This is a genomic window from Pseudomonas sp. B6(2017) (assembly GCF_002112765.1).
GTDB classification, from domain to species: Bacteria; Pseudomonadota; Gammaproteobacteria; order Pseudomonadales; family Pseudomonadaceae; genus Aquipseudomonas; species Aquipseudomonas piscis.
Map to the genome: position 1 here is coordinate 313,648 of NZ_NEIQ01000007.1, position 25,394 is coordinate 339,041.

22 protein-coding genes, 1 pseudogene and 1 riboswitch are annotated in these 25,394 nt (G+C 62.8%); of the genes and pseudogenes, 9 read left to right on the plus strand and 14 right to left on the minus strand.

Annotated elements, in window-relative coordinates; all coding sequences use genetic code 11:
• Window positions 1–3: 3 nt before the first annotated feature.
• Window positions 4–615, minus strand: coding sequence for a cob(I)yrinic acid a,c-diamide adenosyltransferase (cobO, locus tag CAG11_RS14475; protein ID WP_085596850.1), 612 nt, complete (start codon window positions 613–615; stop codon window positions 4–6).
• 80 nt (window positions 616–695) lie between these two features.
• Window positions 696–933: riboswitch (cobalamin riboswitch) on the minus strand.
• A 166-nt stretch (window positions 934–1,099) separates the two neighbouring features.
• Between cobO and CAG11_RS14480 the strand changes: the two genes are divergently transcribed.
• Entirely contained in the window at window positions 1,100–1,681 is a 582-nt protein-coding gene (locus CAG11_RS14480) for a hypothetical protein (RefSeq protein ID WP_085596851.1), read from the plus strand.
• 69 nt (window positions 1,682–1,750) lie between these two features.
• Complete coding sequence (locus CAG11_RS14485) at window positions 1,751–3,070, plus strand: sorbosone dehydrogenase family protein (RefSeq protein ID WP_053133360.1); 1,320 nt, start codon at window positions 1,751–1,753, stop codon at window positions 3,068–3,070.
• A 2-nt stretch (window positions 3,071–3,072) separates the two neighbouring features.
• Here the strand turns inward: CAG11_RS14485 and CAG11_RS14490 are convergent, their stop codons facing one another.
• From CAG11_RS14490 to CAG11_RS14515, 6 genes are all read right to left on the minus strand, one after another.
• Window positions 3,073–3,735, minus strand: a complete 663-nt coding sequence (locus tag CAG11_RS14490) for a class I SAM-dependent methyltransferase (protein WP_085596890.1) — start codon at window positions 3,733–3,735, stop codon at window positions 3,073–3,075.
• 21 nt (window positions 3,736–3,756) lie between these two features.
• On the minus strand, window positions 3,757–4,290 hold the full coding sequence (locus CAG11_RS14495; RefSeq protein WP_085596852.1) for a C40 family peptidase: 534 nt from the start codon (window positions 4,288–4,290) through the stop codon (window positions 3,757–3,759).
• Between the two features lie 164 nt (window positions 4,291–4,454).
• Window positions 4,455–5,075, minus strand: a complete 621-nt coding sequence (locus CAG11_RS14500; RefSeq protein ID WP_031320311.1) for a C40 family peptidase — start codon at window positions 5,073–5,075, stop codon at window positions 4,455–4,457.
• 223 nt (window positions 5,076–5,298) lie between these two features.
• Window positions 5,299–6,003 (minus strand): DnaA regulatory inactivator Hda, encoded by a 705-nt coding sequence (hda, locus tag CAG11_RS14505; RefSeq protein ID WP_022640231.1) that lies wholly within the window; start codon window positions 6,001–6,003, stop codon window positions 5,299–5,301.
• Between the two features lie 217 nt (window positions 6,004–6,220).
• Window positions 6,221–7,294 (minus strand): AI-2E family transporter, encoded by a 1,074-nt coding sequence (locus tag CAG11_RS14510; RefSeq protein WP_085596853.1) that lies wholly within the window; start codon window positions 7,292–7,294, stop codon window positions 6,221–6,223.
• 37 nt (window positions 7,295–7,331) lie between these two features.
• On the minus strand, window positions 7,332–8,375 hold the full coding sequence (locus CAG11_RS14515; RefSeq protein ID WP_085596854.1) for a DUF2066 domain-containing protein: 1,044 nt from the start codon (window positions 8,373–8,375) through the stop codon (window positions 7,332–7,334).
• Window positions 8,376–8,741: 366 nt separating this feature from the next.
• Between CAG11_RS14515 and purM the strand changes: the two genes are divergently transcribed.
• From purM to CAG11_RS14540, 5 genes and pseudogenes are all read left to right on the plus strand, one after another.
• A complete protein-coding gene (purM, locus tag CAG11_RS14520) occupies window positions 8,742–9,800 on the plus strand; it encodes a phosphoribosylformylglycinamidine cyclo-ligase (RefSeq protein WP_085596855.1) in 1,059 nt (352 codons plus the stop codon).
• Window positions 9,800–10,462, plus strand: coding sequence for a phosphoribosylglycinamide formyltransferase (gene purN / locus CAG11_RS14525; protein ID WP_085596856.1), 663 nt, complete (start codon window positions 9,800–9,802; stop codon window positions 10,460–10,462). Before purM ends, purN begins: the two co-directional genes overlap by 1 nt.
• Before the next feature lie 8 nt (window positions 10,463–10,470).
• Window positions 10,471–11,184, plus strand: a complete 714-nt coding sequence (locus tag CAG11_RS14530; RefSeq protein ID WP_053133372.1) for a DUF3108 domain-containing protein — start codon at window positions 10,471–10,473, stop codon at window positions 11,182–11,184.
• A 111-nt stretch (window positions 11,185–11,295) separates the two neighbouring features.
• A pseudogene (locus tag CAG11_RS14535) lies at window positions 11,296–12,524 on the plus strand (IS4 family transposase).
• Between the two features lie 259 nt (window positions 12,525–12,783).
• Entirely contained in the window at window positions 12,784–12,972 is a 189-nt protein-coding gene (locus CAG11_RS14540) for a hypothetical protein (protein ID WP_085596857.1), read from the plus strand.
• Window positions 12,973–13,069: 97 nt separating this feature from the next.
• On the opposite strand, the gene CAG11_RS14545 is transcribed toward CAG11_RS14540, so the two are convergent.
• The 7 genes from CAG11_RS14545 to CAG11_RS14575 form a co-directional block, all read right to left on the minus strand.
• Window positions 13,070–13,609 carry a DUF2058 domain-containing protein gene (locus CAG11_RS14545; protein WP_022640237.1) on the minus strand — a complete coding sequence of 180 codons (540 nt, stop codon included), beginning with the start codon at window positions 13,607–13,609 and terminating at the stop codon, window positions 13,070–13,072.
• A 5-nt stretch (window positions 13,610–13,614) separates the two neighbouring features.
• Window positions 13,615–14,469 (minus strand): nucleoside triphosphate pyrophosphohydrolase, encoded by an 855-nt coding sequence (gene mazG / locus CAG11_RS14550; protein ID WP_085596858.1) that lies wholly within the window; start codon window positions 14,467–14,469, stop codon window positions 13,615–13,617.
• 23 nt (window positions 14,470–14,492) lie between these two features.
• Window positions 14,493–16,736: a GTP diphosphokinase gene (gene relA, locus CAG11_RS14555; protein WP_022640238.1), complete on the minus strand. Its 2,244-nt coding sequence runs from the start codon at window positions 16,734–16,736 to the stop codon at window positions 14,493–14,495.
• A gap of 123 nt (window positions 16,737–16,859) precedes the next feature.
• Window positions 16,860–18,212, minus strand: coding sequence for a 23S rRNA (uracil(1939)-C(5))-methyltransferase RlmD (gene rlmD, locus CAG11_RS14560; protein WP_085596859.1), 1,353 nt, complete (start codon window positions 18,210–18,212; stop codon window positions 16,860–16,862).
• Entirely contained in the window at window positions 18,212–19,114 is a 903-nt protein-coding gene (gene cysM, locus CAG11_RS14565; protein WP_022640240.1) for a cysteine synthase CysM, read from the minus strand. Before cysM ends, rlmD begins: the two co-directional genes overlap by 1 nt.
• Before the next feature lie 115 nt (window positions 19,115–19,229).
• The gene (locus tag CAG11_RS14570) at window positions 19,230–20,603 is read right to left on the minus strand and encodes a sensor histidine kinase (RefSeq protein WP_085596860.1); all 1,374 of its coding nucleotides are present in this window, start codon (window positions 20,601–20,603) and stop codon (window positions 19,230–19,232) included.
• Entirely contained in the window at window positions 20,590–21,309 is a 720-nt protein-coding gene (locus CAG11_RS14575) for a response regulator transcription factor (RefSeq protein WP_085596861.1), read from the minus strand. Before CAG11_RS14575 ends, CAG11_RS14570 begins: the two co-directional genes overlap by 14 nt.
• Window positions 21,310–21,547: 238 nt before the next feature.
• On the opposite strand from CAG11_RS14575, the gene CAG11_RS14580 reads away from it, so the two are divergent.
• Together CAG11_RS14580 and CAG11_RS14585 are read left to right on the plus strand one after the other, a co-directional pair.
• Window positions 21,548–24,301, plus strand: coding sequence for a response regulator (locus CAG11_RS14580; RefSeq protein WP_085596862.1), 2,754 nt, complete (start codon window positions 21,548–21,550; stop codon window positions 24,299–24,301).
• Between the two features lie 67 nt (window positions 24,302–24,368).
• Window positions 24,369–25,358, plus strand: coding sequence for a 2-hydroxyacid dehydrogenase (locus tag CAG11_RS14585; protein WP_085596863.1), 990 nt, complete (start codon window positions 24,369–24,371; stop codon window positions 25,356–25,358).
• Window positions 25,359–25,394 lie beyond the last annotated feature (36 nt).

Below are 25,394 nucleotides of genomic sequence, written 5' to 3' on the forward strand. Positions count from 1 at the left end.
CGCTCACAGCTCGATGCCCTTCTGCGCCTTGATACCGGCCTGGAAGGCGTGCTTGACCATGCTCATTTCGGTGACGGTGTCGGCCAGTTCGAGCATTTCCGGCTTGGCCCCGCGCCCGGTCACCACCACGTGCTGCATCGGCGGACGGGCCTGCAGGTCGCTGAGCACCTGATCCAGGTCCAGGTAACCATGCTTGAGGGCAATGTTCAGCTCATCGAGTACCACCAGGCCGATCTGCGGATCGCGCAACAGCTCCCGGGAAACCGCCCAGGCGGCCTCGGCGGCGGCGATGTCGCGCTGGCGATCCTGGGTCTCCCACGTGAAGCCCTCGCCCATCACATGGAACCGTACCTGCTCGGGAAAGCGCCGGAAGAACAGCTCTTCGCCTGTGCTTTCGCGGCCCTTGATGAATTGCACCACGCCACAATGCATGCCATGCCCCATGGACCGTGCCAGCATGCCGAAGGCCGAACTGCTCTTGCCTTTGCCGTTGCCGGTCAGGACCAGCAACAGCCCGCATTCATTGGGCGAGTTGGCGATACGCTCGTCGATCACCGCTTTTTTGCGCAGCATGCGCGCCAGATGACGTTCGTCACGCTCGAGGGATTCACTCATGGAGCAGCTCTCCGTTGGGGCTTGGGGAACGGGGGGCAGGAATGGAAATGGACGGCGCAAGCCTGGCATCGCCCTCCGTGATGCCGTTGGATGAATCAGGCCGGTCTCCGGGCTCGTGAGCGGCACCACTGCCGGACTGCGCGCCTTCCCATGCCTGCTTTCGACACAGTGGCACTTGCGCAATCTTGACTCACCTACCGTTGCGGGGGCAGCGCCGGAATCGTCGCCGGCTCCATCGCTGGAACGGGCCCTGACCGGCTTCCCTGTTTCACTCTGTCGACCCGGGAGTCACAGAGCACCTGAAACAAGTCGCGAAGGTTAGAGGGTTGGGAATGGAGCGTCAATGAAGCGGCCCGCCGCACCCAACGGAAAACTGCACTGCATCAACAAACTGACGCCAATCTTGTGCCACACTGAAAGCAGTGATATCAAATAGCCACTTTCAGGACATGACGTCCCGTCACAACAATAAGGGGTGAGTTCGATGCAAGGCATGATCATCAGCAATCCAAGGCTGGAATTCCTGCGACCGATGCTGGAGCGCTGGTTCGATTGCATTGACCGCTACAACGCGATTCGCGGCGATAACGAAACCCCTTACTGGTTCGACGAGCAGGCCAACCTGGGACTGCTCTCGGCCGCGGCCTGGATGGCCGAGATGGTGACCCTGGAACGCAGCCCCAGCAAGAAGCAGCTCGAAGAAGGTGCGCGCAATGCCCGTACCGATCTGTACCTGGCCACCAAGGAAGAACGTGCCTACATCCAGGCCACCCAGCGCTGGCCACGAGTCAACAACCTGGCCCTGACCCAGGCCCTGCAGGATATCGCCAATGCAGCGAAGACCATCAGCCACCCCAGCGACCTGAAGCTTGGCTGCCTGTTCGTCGCACCTCAAAAGGCCCAGCACAGCGCGACCCCCGAGGAACTGCAAGACATGCTCGACGACCTGCAGAAGGAACACTGCTGCGCCGTGGCCTGGTACTTCCCGTATGCCTACCGCAAGCTGCACAACGAAGCCGGCCACTACCACCCCGGAGTGGCGGTATTGTTCAAGGAAGCTCGCTAAACACAAGGAACCCCAGGGCGCCCATGCTTCTCTATGATTGAATGTTCGCGCACTCATAGGGATATCAGCATGCTCAAGCCTCGCCATACCTTGCTCATCGCCATCGCCGCCGGCCTCGCCGCCTGCGGCGAAACCTCCAGCCTGCAGGTTGCGGACGGCACCGGCCCGAACCCCAAGCTGCCGGAACCCAACCCCACCCTGATCCCCACGCTGAACATCGCTCCGGCCATCGGTTGGCCCGAGGGAGCGAAACCGCTGGCCGCCAGCGGAACCCAGGTCAGCGCCTTCGCCGAGAATCTCGATCATCCACGCTGGCTCTATGTACTGCCTAACGGGGACGTGCTGGTGGCGGAAACCAACGCTCCACCCAAACCGGACGACAGCCGGGGCATCCGCGGCTGGGTAGCCGGCAAGGTGATGGGGCGCGCCGGGGCCACGGTTCCCAGCGCCAACCGCATCACCCTGTTGCGCGATGCCGACCACGACGGCGTGGCGGAGACTCGCAGCGTCTTCCTGGAGAACCTCAATTCACCCTTCGGCATGACCCTGGTGGGCAACGATCTGTATGTAGCCGATACCGACAAACTGCTGCGCTTTCCCTACCAGAGCGGTGACACCAGGATCAGCGCCGGGGCCACCAAGGTAGTGGACCTGCCCGGCGGCACGCTGAATCACCACTGGACTAAGAATGTCATCGCCAGCAAGGATGGCAGCAAGCTGTACGTCACCGTCGGCTCGAACAGCAATGTCGGCGAAAACGGCCTGGACAAGGAAGAAGGCCGGGCAGCGATCTGGGAAGTGGACCGTGCCAGCGGCCAGCATCGCTTGTTCGCCACTGGGCTGCGCAACCCCAACGGCCTGGCCTGGGAGCCAGTCAGCGGAGCCCTCTGGACAGCGGTGAACGAACGGGACGAGATCGGCAGCGACCTGGTGCCCGACTACATCACATCGGTCAAGGATGGTGCCTTCTACGGCTGGCCCTTCAGCTACTACGGCCAGCACGTGGACGTACGGGTCAAACCCCAGGATCCGGCACTGGTGGCCAAGGCAATTGCCCCGGACTACGCCGTAGGGCCGCACACGGCCTCGCTGGGCCTGGCGTTCGCCACTGGCAGCAAGCTGCCCGCGCCCTTCACCGAAGGCGCGTTCATCGGCCAGCACGGCTCCTGGAACCGCAAGCCCCACAGTGGCTACAAAGTGCTCTTCGTGCCGTTCAGCGGCGGCAAGCCCCAAGGACAGCCGATCGACCTGCTCAGCGGATTTCTAGATGCCGACAAAAACGCCATGGGGCGCCCGGTGGGAGTGGTGATCGACCAGCAAGGGGCCCTGCTGGTCGCCGATGACGTCGGCAACAAGATCTGGCGCGTGAGCGCTGCCAAGAAGCCCTGAGTTCAGCGCTTGCGGCACAGGGTCAGGCCATCCCCCAGGGGCAGCAGCGACAGATCGATACGCGGGTCATCCTTGAGGGCACGATTGAGCGCCTGGATGGCCCGGGTATCCTCGCTGGCAGGAGCCACCTCCAACACCCGCCCGCTCCACAAGGTGTTATCGAACACGACCAGGCCACCGGTACGCAGCAAGCGCAGCGCGAACTCCAGGTAAGCCGGGTAATTGGCCTTGTCGGCATCGATGAAGATCAGGTCGAAGGAATTACCCTGCCCCTGCCGCTCCAGGCTGGCCAGGGTTTCCAGGGCAGGCGCCAGACGCAGATCGATAAGCTGCTGGACTCCAGCCTCCTGCCAGTAACGGTGGGCAGTGGCGTTGTAGTCGCCGGGAAGATCACAGCAGACCAGCGAACCATCCCCAGGTAGCGCCTGGGCCATGCACAAGGCGCTATAGCCAGTGAAAGTGCCGACCTCCAGTACCCGGCGAGCACCGATCAGCTTGACCAGCAGGGCAAGGAATTGCCCCTGCTCCGGCGCAACCTGCCAGCGCGCAGTGGGCAAGGCCCGGGTTTCATCCCGCAGGCGACGCAGCAACGGCGTGTCACGCAGGGATACATCCAGCAGGTATTGATAAAGGGCGTCGTCGAGGTTGAGCGTACGAGCAGTCACGAACACCTCGACAAGAAAGGATTATGGATTGCGCGCCAGGTGTTCCGGCTGCAGCACGCGCTTGGCGCTCAGGTAGGCTTTCTGCCAGTAGGCCTTGGACAGGCTGTCGAGCTTCACCGTGCCGCCAGTGGCCGGGGCATGCACGAAGCGCCCTTCGCCGACGTAGATACCGGCATGGCTGACCTGGGAGCCGCCATTGGTGGCGAAGAAGATCAGGTCGCCGGTCTGCAAGGCATTCTTGCCGACATCCTGAGCCTGCATGCCGATCATTTCCCGGGTCGAGCGTGGCAGCGAGATACCTGCGGCATCGCGATACACGTAGCCGATCAGGCCACTGCAATCGAATCCGGAGTCCGGAGTGTTGCCACCCCAGCGATAAGGCGTACCCACCAGGCCCAGGGCGCGGAACAGCACGTCTTCGGCAACCGGTGAAAAGGTCTGGGCAGGGCTGAATACCGGAGTTCGCACCACGGGCGCAGGTGGCGGAGTACGGCTGGCGCAGGCGCTGAGCAGCGCGGCGAGGACAACAAGAGCGATACGGGCCGAGGTCGACATAAGCTGGACAATCCTGATCGGGATGCGGCTTTCTCTGCCGTGGTACTGAAAACAAAACCGCGTAAGCAGGGCTTACGCGGTTAGTTTCAACAATAGATCAGGATTCTAGCGCCTACACGTCAAACTTCAAGTAAGACTTTAACTTCGCCCTACAAATAGTCCGTTTATTTGCGTGCGGTGACCACGGTCGGAGCCATGGCGAGTGCACGCTTGGCTTCGATGAAGGTCTTGCTCCAGTAGCTGTCGCCCAGGCTATCGACCCGCACACCGCCACTGCGACGGCTGCTGGAGTGGATGAACTGGTCGTCGCCCAGATAGATACCGGCATGGCTGACGCGCCCGCGGCCATTGGTACTGAAGAACAGCAGGTCACCTGGCTTGAGGTTGTTGCGCGCGACCAGCGGCGCCTTGACGTTGATCATCTCGCGAGTGGAGCGCGGCAGGTTCATGCCAGCCTCTTCGCGGAACAGGTAGCCGATGAAACCGCTGCAATCGAAGCCGGCTTCGGAGCTACCACCGAAACGGTAGCGGGTACCGATCAGGGACATGCCGCGCTCGAGGATGCTGTCAGCCAGAACTGGCAACTGGTAAGGCTTGCTGTCAGCGAATTCTGCCAGTTCCTTTTCAGTTGCCAGCTCTTCCTGGTAGACCGCGGAAGACTGGTTGGTAGTGGTGACTTTAGCCTGCTGTACGACTTGCTGCTGCGACACCGGGGCATGAGAGGCGCAGCCAAACAACAGGGTAACGAGTGCGAGAGGCACGAGGGGTGCGAAGCGATTTAGCATGGGCACGACCGTGGCTTGTTATAAAAGAAGGAGCGACTATGCCTTCTATCGCTCTCATTTGCAAATTCAATCGATCAGAATGTGACTTATGAGTTTCTTCAGTACATCTAAGGCTTTAAGCCCATTTAAACGCCACCTGCCTGTGGAAACCCTGCCAAAGGCGCGTTTTCTGGCGCCTGGAATATGCCAAAACCCGACCAAAGGTCGTTTCTAACCGCTGGACTCACCAGCCCAGGGTTTCCTTCAGGAAGGGAATGGTCAGCTTGCGCTGGGCCTGGAGCGAGGCTTGATCGAGGCGCTCCAATAGCTCGAACAAGGCACTCATGCTCCGCGTACCCCGGGTCAGGATGAAATGCCCGACCTCGTCGGTCAGGTGCAAGCCACGCCGGGATGCACGCAACTGCAGGGCACGCAGCTTGTCTTCATCGGAAAGTGGGCGCATCTGGAAGATCAGCGCCAGGGTCAGGCGCGACTTGAGGTCCGCCAGCTTCACCGGCAACTCTCGCGGAGATGTCGAGGCTGCGATCAGCAGGCGCCGACCGCTGTCGCGCAAACGATTGAACAGATGGAACAAGGCCTCTTCCCAGTCGGCCTTGCCAGCCACCACCTGAAGGTCGTCCAGGCATACCAGCTCGTATTGTTCGAGGTGGTCGAGGATCTCGATCCCTCGATCCAGCAGTTCCGCCAGCGGAAGGTATACAGCAGGCTCCCCCAATTGCTCGAAACGCAGGCAAGCCGCTTGCAGCAAATGAGTACGCCCCACACCATCCTTGCCCCAAAGGTAGATCAGGCTCTCGGTCCAGCCGGCATCGGCTTCGCAGAGACGCTCGACATAGCCGAGTGCTGCGGCATTGGCGCCTGGATAGTAGTTGATGAAGGTGGCGTCATCACGCAGACGCACCCCCAGGGGCAGCTGAATCGGTTTCATGCTGGCTGAACAGTTCCAAACGAACCGTTAGTGGCCTCTGTGTAAATTTTGCAAAGTTTATACCCGTGACGCCGAGCGCACAATCCGGCAGACCACAAGCAAAATCAAAGGTTTGCGTGAGCCGAAAGCCCTGCCAATGGCTTCCTTGACAGCCCGGGATCGCTGCACGACCGCCGAAATGAAGGAGCGCCAAGCTCTGGCGCCCCTGCTGCTCGCGCTATAAGTCGGGGTCTTGCGCCCCACTATAGAGGTTCGAGTCCTTGTACAAGTCATGTACATGACGTACCAGCACCATGATTACCGCCGCCACCGGCAAGGCCAACAGCACCCCGGTGAAGCCGAACAGCTCGCCGCCGGCAAGGATGGCGAAGATCACGGCCACCGGATGCAGGCCGATGCGGTCGCCAACCAACAATGGAGTGAGCACCATCCCCTCCAACGCCTGCCCCACCATGAACACCGCGACGATGCCGATCATGGGATACAAGTCGCCACCGAACTGGAACAGGCCCGCGATCAACGCTGCACCGATACCGATGATGAACCCCATGTAGGGCACGATGGCCGCGAGCCCGGCGATCAAGCCGATCAGCAGGCCCAACTCAAGCCCCACCAGCATCAACCCGGCGGCATAGATCATGCCCAGAGCCACCATGACCAGCAGCTGGCCACGAACAAAGGCCCCCAGCACCTCATGGCACTCCCCAGCCAGGGACACCACCTGCTCTTCGCGATCCCTTGGTAACAGGCTGCGGACCTTGGTCATCATCAAGTCCCAGTCACGCAGCAGATAAAAGCTGACCACCGGAATCAACACCAGGTTGGCCAACCAGCCGATCAGCGCCAAGCCAGAGGCCGTGGCCTGGCTCAGCACCACGCCGACGATGTCGGTGGTCTGCCCCATATGCTCGCTGATGGCGGCCTTGACCTTGTCGAACTTCCAGAAACCATCCGCCAGCCCCAGCCGGGATTGGACCCAGGGCATGGCCGTGTGCTGGACCCAGTCGAGCATTTGCGGCGCCAACTCATAGAGGCGCACCAACTGCTTGGCCAGCATGGGCACCAGCACCAGCAACAGGGTCATCACGATCAGGGTGAACAGGGCGAAGACCGCCACCACCCCCCAGGTGCGCGACAAGCCCCACTTCTCCAGGCGATCCACCAGGGGATCGAACATGTACGCCAGTAATAGCGCGACCAGGAACGGGCTGAGGATCGGATGCAACAGGTAAAGGAACCCGCAGACCAACAGCACCACACCCAACCAGACCCAACGACGGGTATCACCCATAAAGCACTCCTGCTTCTATATAGAAGGAAACCACCCGCTACCAACGAAAACGCAACTGCGACCCAGAGTCTGGAGCGGCCGCCGGCGCACTACCTTCGACTCCTGCGGCAGGCAACGGTTGCGCCTGCCCGGCGGGAATTTCCTGCAACTTGGCCAGGGACAATTGCGCACGCAACTGCTCGGTGCTGCCATTGACTCGATAAACGATCCGATCGCCGTCGACGCTGCGCAACTGCGCACCAAAAGGCTCCAGCAAATGGCCCAGACTCGCATAACGCTCCAGGTTCATGCCTTGCACCTCCAGCAACTGCTCGCTGGAAACACCCGGACGCGTGACGAAGCGCGGCGCCAGGCGCTGGCTCACGGCCAGCAACACCGCATCGGCCAAGGCGCCAGTGTCAGCTCCCTGGACCGTCCCCTGCTCCTTCTGGTCACCCAGCCACAACCGCCACTTGGCCTGCCACTGGCCGCCCTCTTCACGGGCATGCACCGCCAGCAGCGCATCCGCGCCATATCGTTCCGACGCCTCGCGCAGTGGCGCCGGGTCGGCCCCCTCGAGATTAGGCGCAGTGGCGACGATCTGTTCGTCCAGATCCCCCAGCGGCAGGCGCAGCGGCAATCCGCGATGCTGGGCGGCTCGCCGCAAAGGCTCGGCGCTGGCCTGGCCATCGCCCACCAGGGTCGAGCCCTCGGTGGAGTCGCTCAGCCACCAGCCGAGGATCGACGGCCGATTGCTCCCCCACAGCGACAAGCCGGCCTGGCGCAAGGCGCGGTCGGTACTGGCCGGATCGAAGTCCACCTGCAGGCTCTCCGGCGGCCCGGCGTCATAGCCGTACTGGCTGATGATCTGCTGCGGATCCTTGCGGACTTCCGCCAGCCCCGGCCCCTGGGCCGCCTTGGCATCGCCGGTGAGGCGCAGCACCAGGGTCTCCAAGGCTCGCTGGGTGGCCTGGTCGCGCTCCTGGGGCGACTGGCTGCTCACCGGTTCGCGGACCTGATACAAGCCATTGAGGGTTTCGGCATGACTCGCCAGGCTGACCAATGACAAGCAGCCCACAAATAGAAATTGACCCAGACGCATGGAAGATTCTCGATGACAAAAACGATTGAAACAGCGCGCATGCATCGCTGCGGACAAGGCTGTGACCACAAGCCCCGGTAAAACATTCACCGTCGCCGGACGGTTTTCGCACTGTCATGGCGACAACCAATCAAGCGCTATACCTTATACAGACAAGGGCGCAACCACCAACATGGGCGATCCCGGTTTTTTTAGCAGGATATGCCTCTACCCGTCGGCCCGAGGATGGCCGCTGCCCCTCAAGCCTGATAAAATCGCGCGCCTTCGCAGACCGCCATCAGCGGGTCCCTTGAAGCACAGTCCCAGTGTTTCAGCGGCCTCATTGGTTCGGTCGATATCCCTGAATCCCCTTAAAGGCCTGGATCAATGAGCAAGCAACCCTCCCTGAGCTACAAAGACGCCGGTGTAGACATCGACGCCGGCGAAGCACTGGTCGAACGCATCAAGGGCGTCGCCAAGCGCACCGCACGCCCTGAAGTCATGGGTGGCCTGGGCGGCTTCGGCGCCCTCTGCGAGATCCCGGCCGGCTACAAGCAGCCAGTACTGGTCTCCGGCACCGACGGCGTCGGCACCAAGCTGCGCCTGGCACTGAACCTGAACAAGCACGACAGCATCGGCCAGGACCTGGTCGCCATGTGCGTCAACGACCTGGTGGTGTGCGGCGCCGAGCCGCTGTTCTTCCTCGACTACTACGCCACCGGCAAGCTCAACGTCGACGTGGCTGCCACCGTGGTCACCGGCATCGGCGCCGGCTGCGAGCTGGCCGGCTGCTCCCTGGTCGGTGGTGAAACCGCCGAGATGCCAGGCATGTACGAAGGCGAGGACTACGACCTGGCAGGCTTCTGCGTCGGCGTGGTGGAAAAGGCCGAGATCATCGACGGTTCGAAAGTGGTCACCGGTGATGCGCTGATCGCCCTGCCCTCTTCCGGCCCGCACTCCAACGGCTACTCGCTGATCCGCAAGATCCTCGAAGTTTCCGGCACCGACATCGACAACACCCAGCTGGACGGCAAGCCACTGGCCGACCTGCTGATGGCGCCGACCCGCATCTACGTGAAACCGCTGCTCAAGCTGATCAAGGACACCGGCGCGGTCAAGGCCATGGCCCACATCACCGGCGGCGGCCTGCTGGACAACATTCCGCGCGTGCTGCCAAAAGGCGCCCAGGCCGTAGTCGACGTGGCCAGCTGGCAACGTCCGGCGGTCTTCGACTTCCTGCAGGAAAAAGGCAACGTCGACGAGCATGAAATGCACCGCGTGCTGAACTGCGGGGTGGGCATGGTCATCTGCGTAGCCCAGGACCAGGTCGACAACGCCCTGAAGGTGCTGCGTGCAGCCGGCGAGCAACCTTGGGTCATCGGCCAGATCGCCAATGCTGCCGAAGGCGCGGCCCAGGTCGAGCTGAAGAACCTCAAGGCTCACTGATGCAAGAGCGGAAGTCGCCGACCTGTGATGTTGTGGTGCTGTTGTCCGGCACCGGCAGTAACCTGCAAGCACTGATCGACAACGCGCGGACCGACGACAGTCCGGTCCGCATCGCTGCAGTGATCTCCAATCGCGCCGACGCCTACGGGCTGCAGCGCGCCAAGGAGGCGGGCATCGCTACCCGCTTCCTCGATCACACCACCTTCGAGGGCCGCGAGGCCTTCGACCAGGCGATGATCGAACTGATCGACACCTTCCAACCGAAGCTGGTAGTACTGGCCGGATTCATGCGCATCCTCAGCGCAGGTTTCGTCCGCCACTACCAGGGTCGCCTGCTGAATATCCACCCTTCGCTGCTACCTAAATACAAAGGGTTGCACACTCACCAGCGGGCCCTGGAAGCCGGAGACCCGGAACACGGCTGCAGCGTGCACTTCGTCACCGAGGAACTCGATGGCGGGCCTCTGGTCGTACAGGCTGTGATCCCGGTAGAGTTGCACGACTCGCCCCAGAGCCTGGCGCAGCGAGTGCATGTCCAGGAACACCGGATTTACCCAATGGCCGTACGCTGGTTTGCCGAAGGTCGACTGGCCCTCGGCGACCAAGGTGCTTTACTGGACGGCAAATTACTGGCCGCCAGCGGTTACTTGATTCGAACCTAGGAGATTTTATGCGTCGCGCCCTGCTCTTCGCTTGTGCTCTGTTCGCCCTGCCGGTTGTGCAGGCGGCAGATCTTCACCCGTTCTCCGCCAGCTACACCGCCGACTGGAAGCAACTGCCCATGAGCGGCACTGCTGAGCGCAGCCTGGAAAAAACCGCCAGCGGCGCCTGGAAACTCAGCTTCAAGGCATCGATGATGATCGCCAGCCTGACTGAGGAAAGCACCCTGACCCTGGAAAAGGACACCCTGGTGCCCCAGTCCTACCACTTCGAACGTGGCGGCCTGGGCAAAGCCAAGAAGTCCGACCTGGACTTCGACTGGACCGCCAAGATGGTCACCGGCACCGACCGCGGCGACGCGGTGAAGCTGCCCCTGAACACCGGGATGGTGGACAAGTCGACCTACCAGCTGGCCCTGCAGCATGACGTCGCCGCTGGCAAGAAGACCATGAGCTACCAGGTGGTGGACGGCAGCGATGTCGATACCTATGACTTCCGCGTCCTGGGCTCGGAGAAGGTCGACACCAAGGCCGGCCAGATCGACGCCATCAAGGTCGAGCGCGTTCGCGATCCAACGCAGAGCAAACGCACCACCGTGATGTGGTTCGCCAAGGATTGGGATTACCTGCTGGTGCGCCTGCAACAGGTGGAAACCGACGGCAAGGAGTACAACATCATGCTCCTCAACGGCACCGTCGATGGCAAGGCCGTCAAGGGCAACTGAAGCTACCAACGAAAAGCCCCGCTCATGCGGTGATGCTGTTCACTTAAGCATTTGAGCTTGTGCCGGGCTTCCTAGAAAATCCGAGACCAGAATTCTGGCATCGGATTTTTTATGCCTGTTCAGCAGGATCTGCTCGACCTCAGTGACCTTTTCAACTTCTGCGACCTGAGCACTTTCACTCAAAATATTCCCATCGAGTGGGTAGCTTCTGCTCTGCAACTGTCCACTCAGGCCACTATTCGTCGACGTCGCCTACCGACCGACCAGGTCCTGTGGCTGGTACTTGGCATGGCGCTGTTTCGTGACGAGCCGGTTCATGAAGTGGCCAGGCGCTTGAACATCTGCGCCCAAGGCTTGGCCTGCGACCATTTGCTGGCCCGTAGCGGCCTGACCGAAGCACGTAAACGGCTCGGTGCCGATCCCGTTCAATGGTTGTTCCGCAAAACTGGCGCCCAGTGGGGAGCGCAGCGATATGACGGCGATACCTGGCAGGGCCTTCAGGTGTTCGCGGTGGACGGCGCATTCTTGCGTACCCCGGATATGTGATTCTGGATGCTCAACTGAGCCCTTACCGGCGCAGCGAACTACGCTTGGCCGACGAACTTCTACAGCAAGTCCCCGACCACTCGGTGACCTTATTCGACAAAGGGTTCTGGGGCGCCGAGATGCTGTTGAAGCTGAGCCAGGCAGGGACCCATCGCCATTGATTGATTCCCGCCAAGAAAGGTCTGGTGTGTGAAGAGCTGGCCCGTTACAGCCAGCACGACCGTTTAGTGCGCATGAAGGTCTCGCCTCAAGCCCGAAAGCGCCATCCGGCGCTCGACACGTACTGGGAGGCTCGCGAAGTCAGCTATGAGGTTCAAGGCAAACTCAAGACCGTCATGACTTCGTTGCCCGCCAGCACCTACGACACCAAGGCCGTTACCGAGCTTTATCAGGAACGCTGAGAGATCGAATTAGGCTTCAGGGATATCAAGAGTTCGATGCAGCGGAACGCGATGACCTTACGGAGTAAAAAGATCGATCTGGTCTATCAGGAGGTGTGGGGACTGTTACTGGCTTACAACGTGATCCGTCGAGAAGCCAGCCAGGCGGCGATGGCATTTGGTCGAGCACCGTCGGACATCCGGTTCAAACCAGCCTGCCAGTACATTGCCGTGCAACTGATCGTGATGGCGGCAGCCAATCCGGTTTCAGCGACAGGCAGACGCCTGGCAGAGTTGAGGGCCGGAATCGGAGGATTGTTCCTGGATCGCCGTCCCAGGCCTTCGAGGCCAAGGACGGTGAAGATCTCAAAGACCCGGTTTCCAGTGGACCGTAAGGCCGCTCCACTTAAGTGAACAGCATTACGCTCATGCGGGGCTTTTTTTGCCCGAAATCCGCCATCACCTCGACTTGCAAGGCGAGAAAGATGAAACTTTTTTCATGAAACTTCCGGCCCTGCGACCGAATGTCACGGTTTTCGGGGGGCTGTGGAATTGTCTTCATTTTTGCAAAGGTCTATTGCAAACCAGGTCGATTTACTTAGCTAGCTAACAAAATATATAACAGAGGCCTGCACACGCCTTGCTGCAGATCAACAGAGATTGGAGCTAGCAGATGACTGTAAAAGTGACTGAACGCGACGATTCACATATGTCCCATGAAGGCGTAGCCGCGGGCGTACGTATCTGGGACGTGCATCAACAAGACATGCTTGTGGGCATGTTCCACTCCGAAAGCGAAGCCCACAGCTACAAGGCAGAACTGGAAAAACTCGAACAGCAGCGCACCCTGCTGGGCTCCTGAGTCAAGGCCGATCCGCAAGGCGGGAATCTCCACGCCGGTCCCCGCCCTTGCAACAACGACAAACCCCGCTCATGGCGGGGTTTGTCGTTGTTGCTGGTTACCACATCAGATCGTCGGGGATCTGGTAGGCCGCGTATGGATCATCCTCGTCCGGTGCTTCGGTCGGGGTATTGAGCTGCACGATGCGGCTGGGGTCACGCTCCTGGATCTTCAGCGCCGCCTCCCGGGGAATCACCTCGTAACCACCACCATGGTGGACGATGGCCAGGGAACCGCTGCTCAGCTTGTTGCGCATCAGGTTGTTCACCGACAGGCGCTTGACCTTCTTGTCATCGACGAAGTTGTAGTAGTCCTCGGTGGTCAGCTTGGGCAGGCGCGACACCTCGATCAACTGCTTGATCTGGGCGGTCCGGGCCTTCTGCTCGGCCTTCTCCTGCTGCTGGCGGTTGAGCTCCTGGTCACGCTTGACCTTCTCGGCCATCGCCTCCTGGGCGGCGCGTTGTTGGGAGTCGTCGAGCACGACCTGCCCCTTGTGGGCCAGACGCTGCTGCTTCTGCTTGTCCTTGCCGACCTGCTTGGCCTGCTTTTGGTTGACCAGGCCTGCTTTGAGCAACTGGTCGCGAAGGGAAAGGCTCATGGTGCTTACTCACTTGGGCTACGGCTTGCGCCGCAGTTGGGCAAAATCTTTTCCTGGCGCTTGGCCTCGCCCCACAGGGCATCCAGCTCTTCCAGGGTGCAATCTTCCACGGGACGACCGTTATCGCGCAATGCCTGCTCGATGAATCGGAAGCGGCGATCGAACTTGCCATTGGCACCGCGCAGCGCGGTTTCCGGGTCGACCTTGAGCTGCCGGGCCAGGTTGACCACCGCGAACAACAGGTCGCCGATCTCGTCGGTGATGGCTGCGGAGTCATTGTCGGCCATGGCTTCCAGCACCTCGTCCAACTCCTCGCGCACCTTGTCCACCACCGCCAGCGGTTCTGGCCAGTCGAAACCGACCTGGGCCGCACGCTTCTGCAACTTGGCCGCACGGGACAAGGCGGGCAGCGCCGCCGGCACATCGTCCAGCAACGACAACTGCTGCGGCACGACAGCCTTCTCGGCACGTTCCTCGGCCTTGATCTGCTCCCAGCGTTCCTTGACCTGCTCTTCGTCGAGGCGCGGGGTGTCCAGCGGCGCATACAGGTCCCCGGTCGGGAACACATGGGGATGACGGCGAATCAGCTTGCGAGTGATGCAATCCACCACCGAAGCGAATTCGAAGCGCCCCTCTTCCCGGGCCAGCTGGCTGTAGTACACCACCTGGAACAACAGGTCCCCCAGCTCGCCTGGCAAGTGATCGAAATCGCCGCGCTCGATGGCATCGGCCACTTCGTAGGCTTCCTCGAGGGTATGGGGGACGATGCTGGCGTAGCTCTGCCTGAGATCCCAGGGGCAGCCGTATTGCGGATCCCGCAGGCGCGCCATGAGGTGAAGCAGGTCGTCGAGGCTGTACATCGGTTCGTTCATGTCCTGGGCTGTCATGGAGTCCGGTTGCGCCGGGTCTCGATGATGTTCGGCAACTGCGAGATCCGCCCCAGCAAGCGCCCCAGCGCATCCAGGCCGGGGATCTCGATGGTCAGGGACATCAGCGCGGTATTGTCTTCCTTGTTCGAGCGGGTATTGACCGCCAGCACGTTGATCCGCTCGTTGAGCAGTACCTGGGATACGTCACGCAGCAATCCGGAGCGATCGTAGGCCCGGATGATGATATCCACCGGATAGGTCAGCACCGGCACCGGCCCCCAGCTGACCTGAATGATCCGTTCCGGCTCGCGTCCGGCCAACTGCAGGACCGAGGCGCAGTCCTGGCGATGGATGCTGACGCCGCGACCCTGGGTGATGTAGCCAACGATGGCATCGCCCGGCAATGGCTGGCAGCAACCGGCCATCTGGGTCATCAGGTTGCCCACGCCCTGGATCTGGATATCGCCACGCTTGCCCGGCTTGTAGCCCGCGGCCTTGCGTGGAATCAGCTCCAGTTGCTCGTTGCCGCGCTCGGGCTCCACCAGTTGCTGGGCCAGGTTCACCAGTTGCGCCAGGCGCAGGTCACCCGCACCCAGGGCGGCGAACATGTCCTCGGCGATCTTCATGTTGGCCTTCTCGGCCAGCTTGTCGAAGTCCACCTGGGGCAGGCCCAGGCGGCTCAGCTCGCGCTCCAGCAGGGTCCTGCCGGCAGCGACGTTCTGGTCGCGGGCCTGCAGCTTGAACCAGTGGACGATCTTCGCCCGCGCCCGGGACGTGGTGACGTAGCCCAGGTTGGGGTTCAGCCAGTCGCGGCTCGGAGTGCCGTGCTTGCTGGTGATGATCTCCACCTGCTCGCCGGTCTGCAGGCTGTAGTTGAGCGGTACGATCCGGCCGTTGATCTTCGCGCCACGGCAGTTGTGGCCGATCTCGGTGTGCACCCGGTAGGCGAAGTCCAGTGGCGTGGCGCCCTTGGGCAGGTCGATGGCGTGGCCATCGGGAGTGAAGATGTAGACCCGGTCCGGCTCGATATCCACCCGCAGTTGCTCGGCCAGGCCACCGATATCGCCCAGCTCCTCGTGCCATTCCAGCACCTGGCGCAACCAGGAGATCTTCTCTTCGTAATGGTTGGAACCGGACTTGACGTCGGTGCCCTTGTAGCGCCAGTGGGCACAGACTCCGAGCTCCGCCTCCTCATGCATCGCATGGGTGCGGATCTGCACTTCCAGCACCTTGCCCTCGGGACCGATCACTGCCGTATGCAACGAGCGATAACCGTTTTCCTTGGGGTTGGCGATGTAGTCGTCGAATTCCTTGGGAATGTGTCGCCACAAGGTGTGCACGATACCCAGCGCGGTGTAGCAGTCGCGCATTTCCGGCACCAGCACCCGCACGGCACGCACGTCGTAGATCTGACTGAACTCCAGGCCCTTGCGCTGCATTTTGCGCCAGATGGAATAGATGTGCTTGGCCCGGCCGCTGATGTCGGCATTGACGCCAGTGGCCTGCAACTCGCTCTGCAACTGGTTCATCACATCGCTGATGAAGCGCTCGCGATCCAGGCGCCGTTCATGCAACAGCTTGGCGATCTGCTTGTACTGCTCGGGCTCCAGGTAACGGAAGGACAGGTCCTCCAGCTCCCACTTGATATGCCCGATCCCCAGGCGATGAGCCAGGGGCGCATAGATATCGAAGACTTCCCGGGCGACCCGGTTGCGCTTCTCCTCGTCGGCGCCCTTGACCGCACGAATGGCGCAGGTCCGCTCGGCCAGCTTGATCAGGGCCACGCGCACGTCGTCGACCATGGCCACCAGCATCTTGCGCAGGTTTTCCACCTGGGTCTGGGTGCCCAGCACCAAAGACTGCCGTGGGCTGAGGCTGGCGGTGATCGCCGCCATGCGCTGCACGCCATCGATCAGCTTGGCCACCACCGGACCGAAACGCGGGCCGACCGCCGTCAACGGGATCTGCCCTTCACGAACGCCGCGGTACAACACCGCGGCGACCAGCGAGTCCTGGTCCAGCTTGAGGTCGGCGAGGATCTCCGCGATCTCCAGCCCCGTGCTGAAGCACGATGCCTCCTCGGGATCGAGATTCTTCGCCGCGATGTATTGCTGCTCCGCCTCGCGAGCGAACTCGCAGGCTTCCTTCAAGGCTTCACGGTCCAGTGCCATGTCGATACTGACCGTATGATCGAGCCATGCCTCGAGATTGATACTGCCGTCGGTGTTGATCGGCTGGTGCGCTCTCACCTGTACCATCTTGCTTTACCTTCCCTACGACGCACGTCAGTGCGTCAAATCGCTGACCTTCACAACACTCAGGTCTCGCTCGCAGGGCCCGCGAGCCGGACCTTGAGGACCAGTCGGATTAGACAAGCCATCCTAGCTCGCTTCGAATAACGCCATGGCCTCGACATGCGCCGTCTGAGGAAACATATCGAGAATCCCGGCACGTTTTAACCGATAGCCCTGCCTGGTCAGTTCGACCGTGTCACGGGCCAGAGTCGCCGGGTTGCATGACACATATACCAACCGCTTGGCGCCCAGGGCCGCAAGATTGCGAACCACCTCGAAAGCACCGTCGCGGGGTGGGTCCAAGAGTACCGCAGAAAAGCCCTCGGCGGCCCACTCGGCAGTACCCAGGGGCTGGGATAAATCGGCTTGAAAAAAGCGCGTGTTATGCAAATTGTTGCCGGCGGCATTTTCCGCCGCCCGCGCCACCATGGTTGCCACGCCTTCCACCGCCACCACTTCCCGCACCTGGCGAGCCAGCGGCAGGGCGAAGTTGCCCAGGCCGCAGAACAGGTCCAGGACCCGCTCGCCAGCCTGTGGAGCCAACCACTCCAGGGCCTGGGCCACCATCGCCTCGTTGACCCCGGCATTGACCTGGACGAAGTCTCCCGGCCGGTAGGCCAGGTGCAGGTCCCAAGCCGCCAGGCGATAACCCAGGGCCTGCGATGAATCGAAAGGCTGCGGCTCGCCTTCGCCCTGCAACCACAACTGCGCCTGATGGAAATCGCAGAAATCCTTGAGGATCCCCAGGTCGCTTTCCGACAGCGGCGCCATATGCCGCAACAGCACCGCCAGGGCCGAGCCGCTGAACAGCTCCACATGCCCCAGCGCCTGGGGCTTGCTCAAGCGCCGCAACATGGCGGGCAAACGCTGCATGATCGGCTGCAACTCAGGCACCAGCACCGGGCAGTCGTCGATGGCGACGATGTCCTGGCTGCCGGCCGCGCGAAAGCCCACTTCAAGCTGGCGGGCCTTGCTGTCCCAGCGCACCGCCACCCTGGCCCGGCGTCGATAGCCGAACTCGGGGCCACTCAAGGGCTCGGCCCAGGCCTCGGGCTCGATGCCGGCCACCTTGGACAGTTGCTCGGCGAGCATGCGTTGCTTAAGGGCCAATTGCTCTTCGTGGGGCAAGTGCTGGACGCTGCAGCCACCGCAGCGCCCGGCGTGGGCACAGGGCGCAGGGCGCCGTAACTGGCTGGCGCTGAAGATCCGCTCGGCGCGGGCCTCGACCACCTTGCCGTGGGCACCCAGGACCCGAGCCTCGACTTCCTCGCCAGCCAGGGCACCGTTGACGAACCAGGTGCGCCCTTCGACGAAGGCGATACCGCGACCGTCGTTGGCCAGGCGCTGGATGCTCAGGCGCTGCTTCTTGCCCACCGGAATCTGTGGCGCCCGGCTGCCGCCCGCAGGCTGGAAGCGCAGGCCTCTCTCGTGCTTAGCCATCAGTTGGGAGCATCGAAGATGCCGGTCGACAGGTAGCGATCGCCACGATCACAGATGATCGCGACCATGACCGCGTTTTCCACTTCACGGGACAAACGCAGCATCGCAGCCACTGCGCCACCGGACGACACGCCGCAGAAGATGCCCTCTTCCCGGGCCAGGCGCCGGGTCACGTCCTCGGCTTCGCTCTGGGCCATGTCGACGATCCGGTCGACCCGACTGGCCTGGTAGATCTTCGGCAGGTATTCCTCGGGCCAGCGGCGGATGCCGGGAATGGCCGAGCCTTCCATGGGTTGCAGGCCGACGATCTGCACACCGGGGTTCTGCTCCTTCAGGTAGCGCGAGGTCCCCATGATGGTGCCGGTAGTGCCCATCGAACTGATGAAGTGCGTGATGCTGCCCTGGGTCTGGCGCCAGATTTCCGGGCCGGTACCGGTGTAGTGGGCCTCGGGATTGTCGCCATTGGCGAACTGGTCGAGCACCTTGCCGCGACCTTCGGCCTGCATCCGCTCGGCCAGGTCCCGGGCACCTTCCATGCCCTCCTCCTGGCTCACCAGGATCAGCTCGGCGCCATAGGCGGTCATCGCCGCCTTGCGTTCGGCGCTGGAGTTGTCGGGCATGATCAGGATCATCTTGTAGCCCTTGATCGCCGCAGCCATGGCCAGGGCGATCCCGGTATTGCCCGAGGTCGCCTCGATCAGGGTATCGCCGGCCTGGATCTGCCCGCGCAATTCGGCACGGGTGATCATCGACAGTGCCGGGCGGTCCTTGACCGAACCCGCCGGGTTGTTGCCCTCGAGCTTGAGCAGCAGGGTATTGCTGGTGGTGCCGGGCAGGCGCTGCAAACGAATCAGCGGGGTGTTGCCGACGCAATCGGCGATGGTTGGGTATTGCAAGGTCATGGCGTATTCGCAATCCAGACTGCGGGGGCGCCTATCATACCGGCAAACCTCCTGACGCCATATCACGCAAAGTGAGAGTCTTATGGCTTATTGGCATAAGGCCGACTGACGATCTTCAGACGACGGCCGGCGGTTGTGCCGCCAGCAAGCGCAGATGGATGCGCAAGCCCTGCTCGGTGTTCTGTGCCCATATCTGCCCCCCCTGGCGTCCCACGGCATTGCGCGCGATGCTCAGGCCCAGGCCGAACCCGCCGTCCCCGGGACGCGAGCCATCCAGGCGGGTAAAGGGTGCGAAAATCCGCTCCAGGTCCTGTTCGGCGACTCCCGGCCCCTGGTCGTCCAGCCACAGGTGCCAGTACTGGTCTTCACGCTGACCGTCCAGGGTTACCCGGGCGCCGGGCGGAGAATGCCGGATCGCGTTGCGCAGGACGTTTTCCAGAGCCTGGGCCAAGGTATTGAGATGCCCCCGCACCCAGCAGTCGGCCACCAGCTCGCAGCGCAACTGCGCACTGGACCAGCCGCTTTCGAAACAGGCGTTTTCGCTGAGCATCTCCCACAGCGCCTGGACCTGGATCTGCTCCTCGGCCAGGGGCGACCGCTCGGTATCCAGCCAGGCCAGTTGCAGGCTGTCTTCCACCAGGCGCTGCATGCCGTCGACTTCGCGCCCCAGGCGCTCGCGCAGGGCGACAAGACTCTGCTCGCTTTCGCTGGCGACCCGCAGGCGGCTCAAGGGTGTGCGCAATTCATGGGACAAGTCCCGCAGCAACTGCTGCTGAGTAGCCACGGTACTTTGCAGGCGCTCGGACATCTGGTCGAAAGCCCGCCCCAGTTCCCCCAGCTCATCCTTGCGCAAGGTGGTCTCGGTGGACAGCCGGGCATTCAATTGCTCTGCCCGCCAGGCATTGGCCTGCTCACGCAGCTGGTTGAGCGGCACCACCAGCAAGCGGTACAGCCCCACGCACAACAACAAGGTAAATAGCCCGGGGATCACGCCATTGGTCATGACCTGCCAGAACAACCGGTAGCGGCCGGGCATGAAGCGCTGCGGCAACTCCATCACCAGGCTGCCGGCAGAAGGCTCTTCGGGGAAGGGAATCTTCAACCAGGGCAAGCTCCGGGCATGCCGGCTCACCGGCCAGTCCGGCCCCCGCAGGAAGGTCAGGCGCTGGGCCTCCATGGGTTTGAGGGGGTAGCTGCCGAGGGACTGCAAGTCGCTGCCGATGACCCCGACCCAGCTCTTCTCGCGACTGGCCATCTGCTGGACCCAGGCATCGACACCCGTCTGCTGGCCGCTCTTCCAGGCTTCTTCGGCTTCCCGCGCATAAGCGTGAAGAGTGGTCCGGGCTTCATCGGACAGGTACAGGTTCTTCTGTTCGACATAACGGCCCCAGGACCAGCTCAGCCAGATCATCAGCAGACAGAAGGCCACCAGCAGGAATGCCAGCTTCCAGAACACCGAATGCCGCCCGGGCAGCTCAGGCCAGCTCATCGGCGCTCAACACATATCCCTTGCCCCACACGGTGCGCAGTTGGCGTTCGCTGTAGCCCAGCGCCTTGAGCTTGCGGCGGATCTGGCTGACATGCATGTCCAGGCTGCGATCGTGGGCGGCATATCCACGCTGGAGCACATGCTGGTAGAGGAAGGCCTTGCTCAGCACTTCGTCGGCATTGCGATGCAGGGTCTCCAGCAAGCGGTATTCGCTGCGGGTCAGCCCGGCCCATTGCTCGGCGAAGAACACGTCGCACAGCTCGTCGTCGAACCGCAGGCTCTGCTGCTGGCTGACGGGCACCGGCGGCATCGGGCGCCGATCCAGGGCCACCCGACGCAGGATCGCCTCGATCCGCACCCGCAACTCGGCGATGCTGAATGGCTTGGGCAGGTAGTCGTCGGCGCCCAGGCGGAAACCGCTGATGCGATCGGCTTCCGCCCCCAGGGCCGACATCAGCAGCACCGGAGTGGAATGGCTCTGGCGCAGGTGCGTAAGCACCGTCAGACCGTCCATTCCGGGCAGCAGGATATCCATCAGCAGCACGTCGAACGACTGCTGGCGGGCGATGCCCAGCCCTTCCTGGCCATTACGGCACCAGGTCACGGTAAAACCGCAGCGCTGCAGTTGCTCATGGACATAAGCACCGAGCACCGGGTCGTCCTCGATGGCCAGGACACGGGGGGAGTCAATAGATACGGGAGTCATTGGCTTGTGCAAGTGATTCTCAGTTGACCGATTATTCAAGATTGCCCGAGGCGCGGCAACCGATGCCTTGGTCGCACCCGCCCGCGCCGACCACCGGCTCCTTCCAGCGAGGCCAGCCATCGGCGCAGGCGAAACAATTTGCCAAGATTGGCCACCGGCAAATCGTTACACTGCGCAGGTGGCGCATCACGGACGTGCCCGTTCACCTATCGAAATCGCGTGGAAGCAGGAGAGTTGCGTGCTCAAGAAACTGGGAATCAAAGGCCGCGTACTGTTGCTGACCTTGCTGCCCACCAGCCTGATGGCCCTGGTGCTGGGTGGTTACTTCACCTGGATGCAGCTATCGGAGCTGCAGACCCAACTCCTGCAACGCGGTGAAATGATCGCCGAACAACTGGCCTCCCTGGTGGCCCCGGCGATGGGCAACCGCAACACCCAGATGCTCGAGCGCATCGCCACCCAGGCCCTGGAACAACAGGACGTGCGCGCAGTGTCGTTCCTCGCTCCGGACCGCACGCCCCTGGCCCATGCCGGCCCCACCATGCTCAACCCGGCCCCCATGGGCGACAACACCCAGATGATGCAACGCAGCGGCAACGATGCGACCCGCTACCAGTTGCCGGTCTTCGGTCGCCATCGCAACCTCGCGGGCGACCTGATCCCCGATGAGTCCGACCGGTTGCTGGGCTGGGTGGAACTGGAGCTGTCCCATAGCGGCATGTTGCTGCGCGGCTATCGCAGCCTGTTCGCCAGCCTGCTGCTGATCGTCTCCGGCCTGGCCGTGACGGCCCTGCTGGCAGTGCGCATGGGACGGACCATCAACAACCCGCTGAGCCAGATCAAGCAGGCGGTGACCCAGCTCAAGGACGGCAACCTGGAAACCCGCCTGCCGCCACTGGGCAGCCAGGAGCTGGACGACCTGGCCTCGGGCATCAACCGCATGGCCAGCACCCTGCAAAATGCCCAGGAAGAACTGCAGCACAGCATCGACCAGGCTACCGAGGACGTACGCCAGAACCTGGAGACCATCGAGATCCAGAACATCGAGCTGGACCTGGCGCGCAAGGAGGCCCTGGAAGCCAGCCGGATCAAGTCCGAGTTCCTGGCCAACATGAGCCACGAGATCCGCACACCACTCAACGGCATCCTCGGCTTCACCCACTTGCTGCAAAAGAGCGAGCTGACCCCGCGCCAGCTGGACTACCTGGGCACCATCGAGAAATCCGCCGACAGCCTGCTGGGGATCATCAACGAGATCCTCGACTTCTCGAAAATCGAAGCCGGCAAGCTGGTGCTCGACAGCATCCCGTTCAACCTGCGCGACCTGTTGCAGGACACCCTGACCATCCTCGCCCCGGCGGCCCACGCCAAGCAGCTGGAACTGGTGAGCCTGGTGTACCGCGATACGCCGTTGTCGCTGGTCGGCGACCCGCTGCGGCTCAAGCAGATCCTCACCAACCTGGTGAGCAACGCCATCAAGTTCACCCGCGAGGGCACCATCGTCGCCCGGGCCATGCTCGAAGAAGAGCACGAAGACAGCGTGCAACTGCGCATCAGCATCCAGGATACGGGCATCGGCCTGTCGAACCAGGATGTGCGTGCCCTGTTCCAGGCCTTCAGCCAGGCCGACAATTCGCTGTCGCGCCAACCTGGCGGTACTGGCCTTGGTCTGGTGATTTCCAAGCGCCTGATCGAGCAGATGGGCGGCGAGATCGGGGTCGACAGCACGCCCGGCGAAGGCTCGGAGTTCTGGATCAGCCTGAGCCTGCCCAAGACCCGCGACGACGCCGAGGACCTGCCCGCGCCACCGCTGCTGGGCCGGCGCGTGGCGGTGCTGGAAAACCACGAGCTGGCGCGCCAGGCCCTGCAGCACCAGTTGGAAGACTGTGGCCTGGAAGTGACGCCGTTCAACACCCTGGAAGCCCTGACCAACGGCATCACCGGTGTCCACCAGAGCGACCAGGCCATCGACCTGGCGGTACTCGGCGTGACCGGCAACGACATGTCGCCCGAACGCCTGAGCCAGCACATCTGGGATCTCGAACACCTGGGCTGCAAGGTCCTGGTGCTATGCCCGACCACTGAACAGACGCTGTTCCAGCTTTCGGTCCCCAACCCCCACAGCCAGTTGCAGGCCAAACCGGCCTGCACCCGCAAACTGCGTCGGGCACTGTCTGACCTGGTCACCCCGCGAAGGGTCCGCAGCGAACCCGAGGAAGCGCTTTCCAGCCGTGCGCCACGGGTTTTGTGCGTCGATGACAACCCGGCCAACCTGCTGTTGATCCAGACCTTGTTGCAGGACATGGGCGCCAAGGTGCAGGCGGTGGACAACGGCTATGCCGCCCTGAACGCTATCCAGCACGAACCCTTCGACCTGGTGATGATGGACGTGCAGATGCCCGGCATGGACGGTCGGCAGAGCACCGAGGCGATCCGCCAGTGGGAAAGCGAACGCCAGGGGCCGCCATTGCCGATCGTGGCCCTGACCGCCCACGCCATGGCCAATGAAAAACGCGCCCTGCTGCAAAGCGGCATGGACGACTACCTGACCAAGCCCATCAGCGAGCGGCAACTGGCCCAGGTGGTACTCAAGTGGACCGGGCTGGCCCTGCGCAACCAGGGCTCGGACCGCAGCGGCGAACGCCCTGAGCTGGGCCTGGAACTGCAGGTGCTGGATCAGGACGAAGGCCTGCGCCTGGCCGCCGGCAAAGCCGACCTGGCCGCCGACATGCTGGCCATGTTGCTGGCCTCGCTGGAGGCCGACCGCGAGGCGATCAACGCCGCCCGGGCCGCCAACGACCACAGTGCCCTGATCGAACGGGTCCACCGCCTGCACGGCGCCACTCGCTACTGCGGGGTGCCACAGCTGCGAGCGGCCTGCCAGCGCAGCGAGACCCTGCTCAAACAGGAGGACGCCAAGGCCTTCGCCGCGCTGGACGAACTGGACCATGCCATCGATCGCCTGGCCAACGAAGCACGGGTCAAGGCCTGACCCAGGGCAACCCCAGCCCAGCGCCCAGGCCCCATCCTGGGCGCCCTCCCCGAACAAGGATGCAGCCATGCGTACGATTCTTTTCAGCAGCCAGAACTACGATCGCGAGAGTTTTCTCGGCGCCCGCCTGCCCCAGGGCCTGGAGCTGCAGTTCCAGGCTGCCCGCCTGAGCCTGGACACCGCGGCCCTGGCCGAGAGCCATGAAGTGGTCTGTGCCTTCATCAACGACGATCTGGGCGCACCGGTGCTCGAGCGCCTGGCGGCCGGCGGCACCCGTCTGATCGCCCTGCGCTCGGCCGGCTACAACCACGTCGACCTGGCGGCGGCCAAGCGCCTGGGCCTGGACGTGGTCCGAGTCCCGGCCTACTCGCCCCACGCCGTGGCCGAACATGCCGTGGCCCTGATCCTGGCACTCAACCGCCGCTTGCACCGGGCCTACAACCGCACCCGCGAAGGTGACTTCAGCCTGCACGGCCTGACCGGCTTCGACCTGGTGGGCAAGACCGTGGGCATCGTCGGCACCGGGCAGATCGGCGCCACCTTCGCCCGCATCATGGCCGGCTTCGGCTGCCAGCTGCTGGCCCATGATCCTTATCCGAATCCGGCCGTGCAGGCCTTGGGGGCCCGCTACTTGAGCCTGGCGGAACTGCTGGAGCAGTCGCAGATCATCAGCCTGCACTGTCCCCTGACCGACGACAGCCGCTACCTGATCAACCAGCAGAGCCTGGCCCGGATGCAGCCCGGGGCGATGCTGATCAACACCGGTCGCGGCGGCCTGGTGGACACCCCGGCGCTGATCGACGCCCTGAAGAATGGCCAACTGGGCTACCTAGGGCTGGACGTCTATGAAGAAGAAGCCCAGCTGTTCTTCGAGGACCGCTCCGACCTGCCCTTGCAGGATGATGTACTGGCGCGATTGCTGACCTTCCCCAACGTGATAGTGACCGCCCACCAGGCCTTCCTGACCCGCGAGGCCCTGGCGGCGATCGCCGACACCACCTTGCACAACATCGCCAGTTGGTTCGCCGGCCAGCCACAGAACCTGGTCCATGACTGAGCGCCGCGCACGGGCTGATCGAAGGTCGCCAGCCCG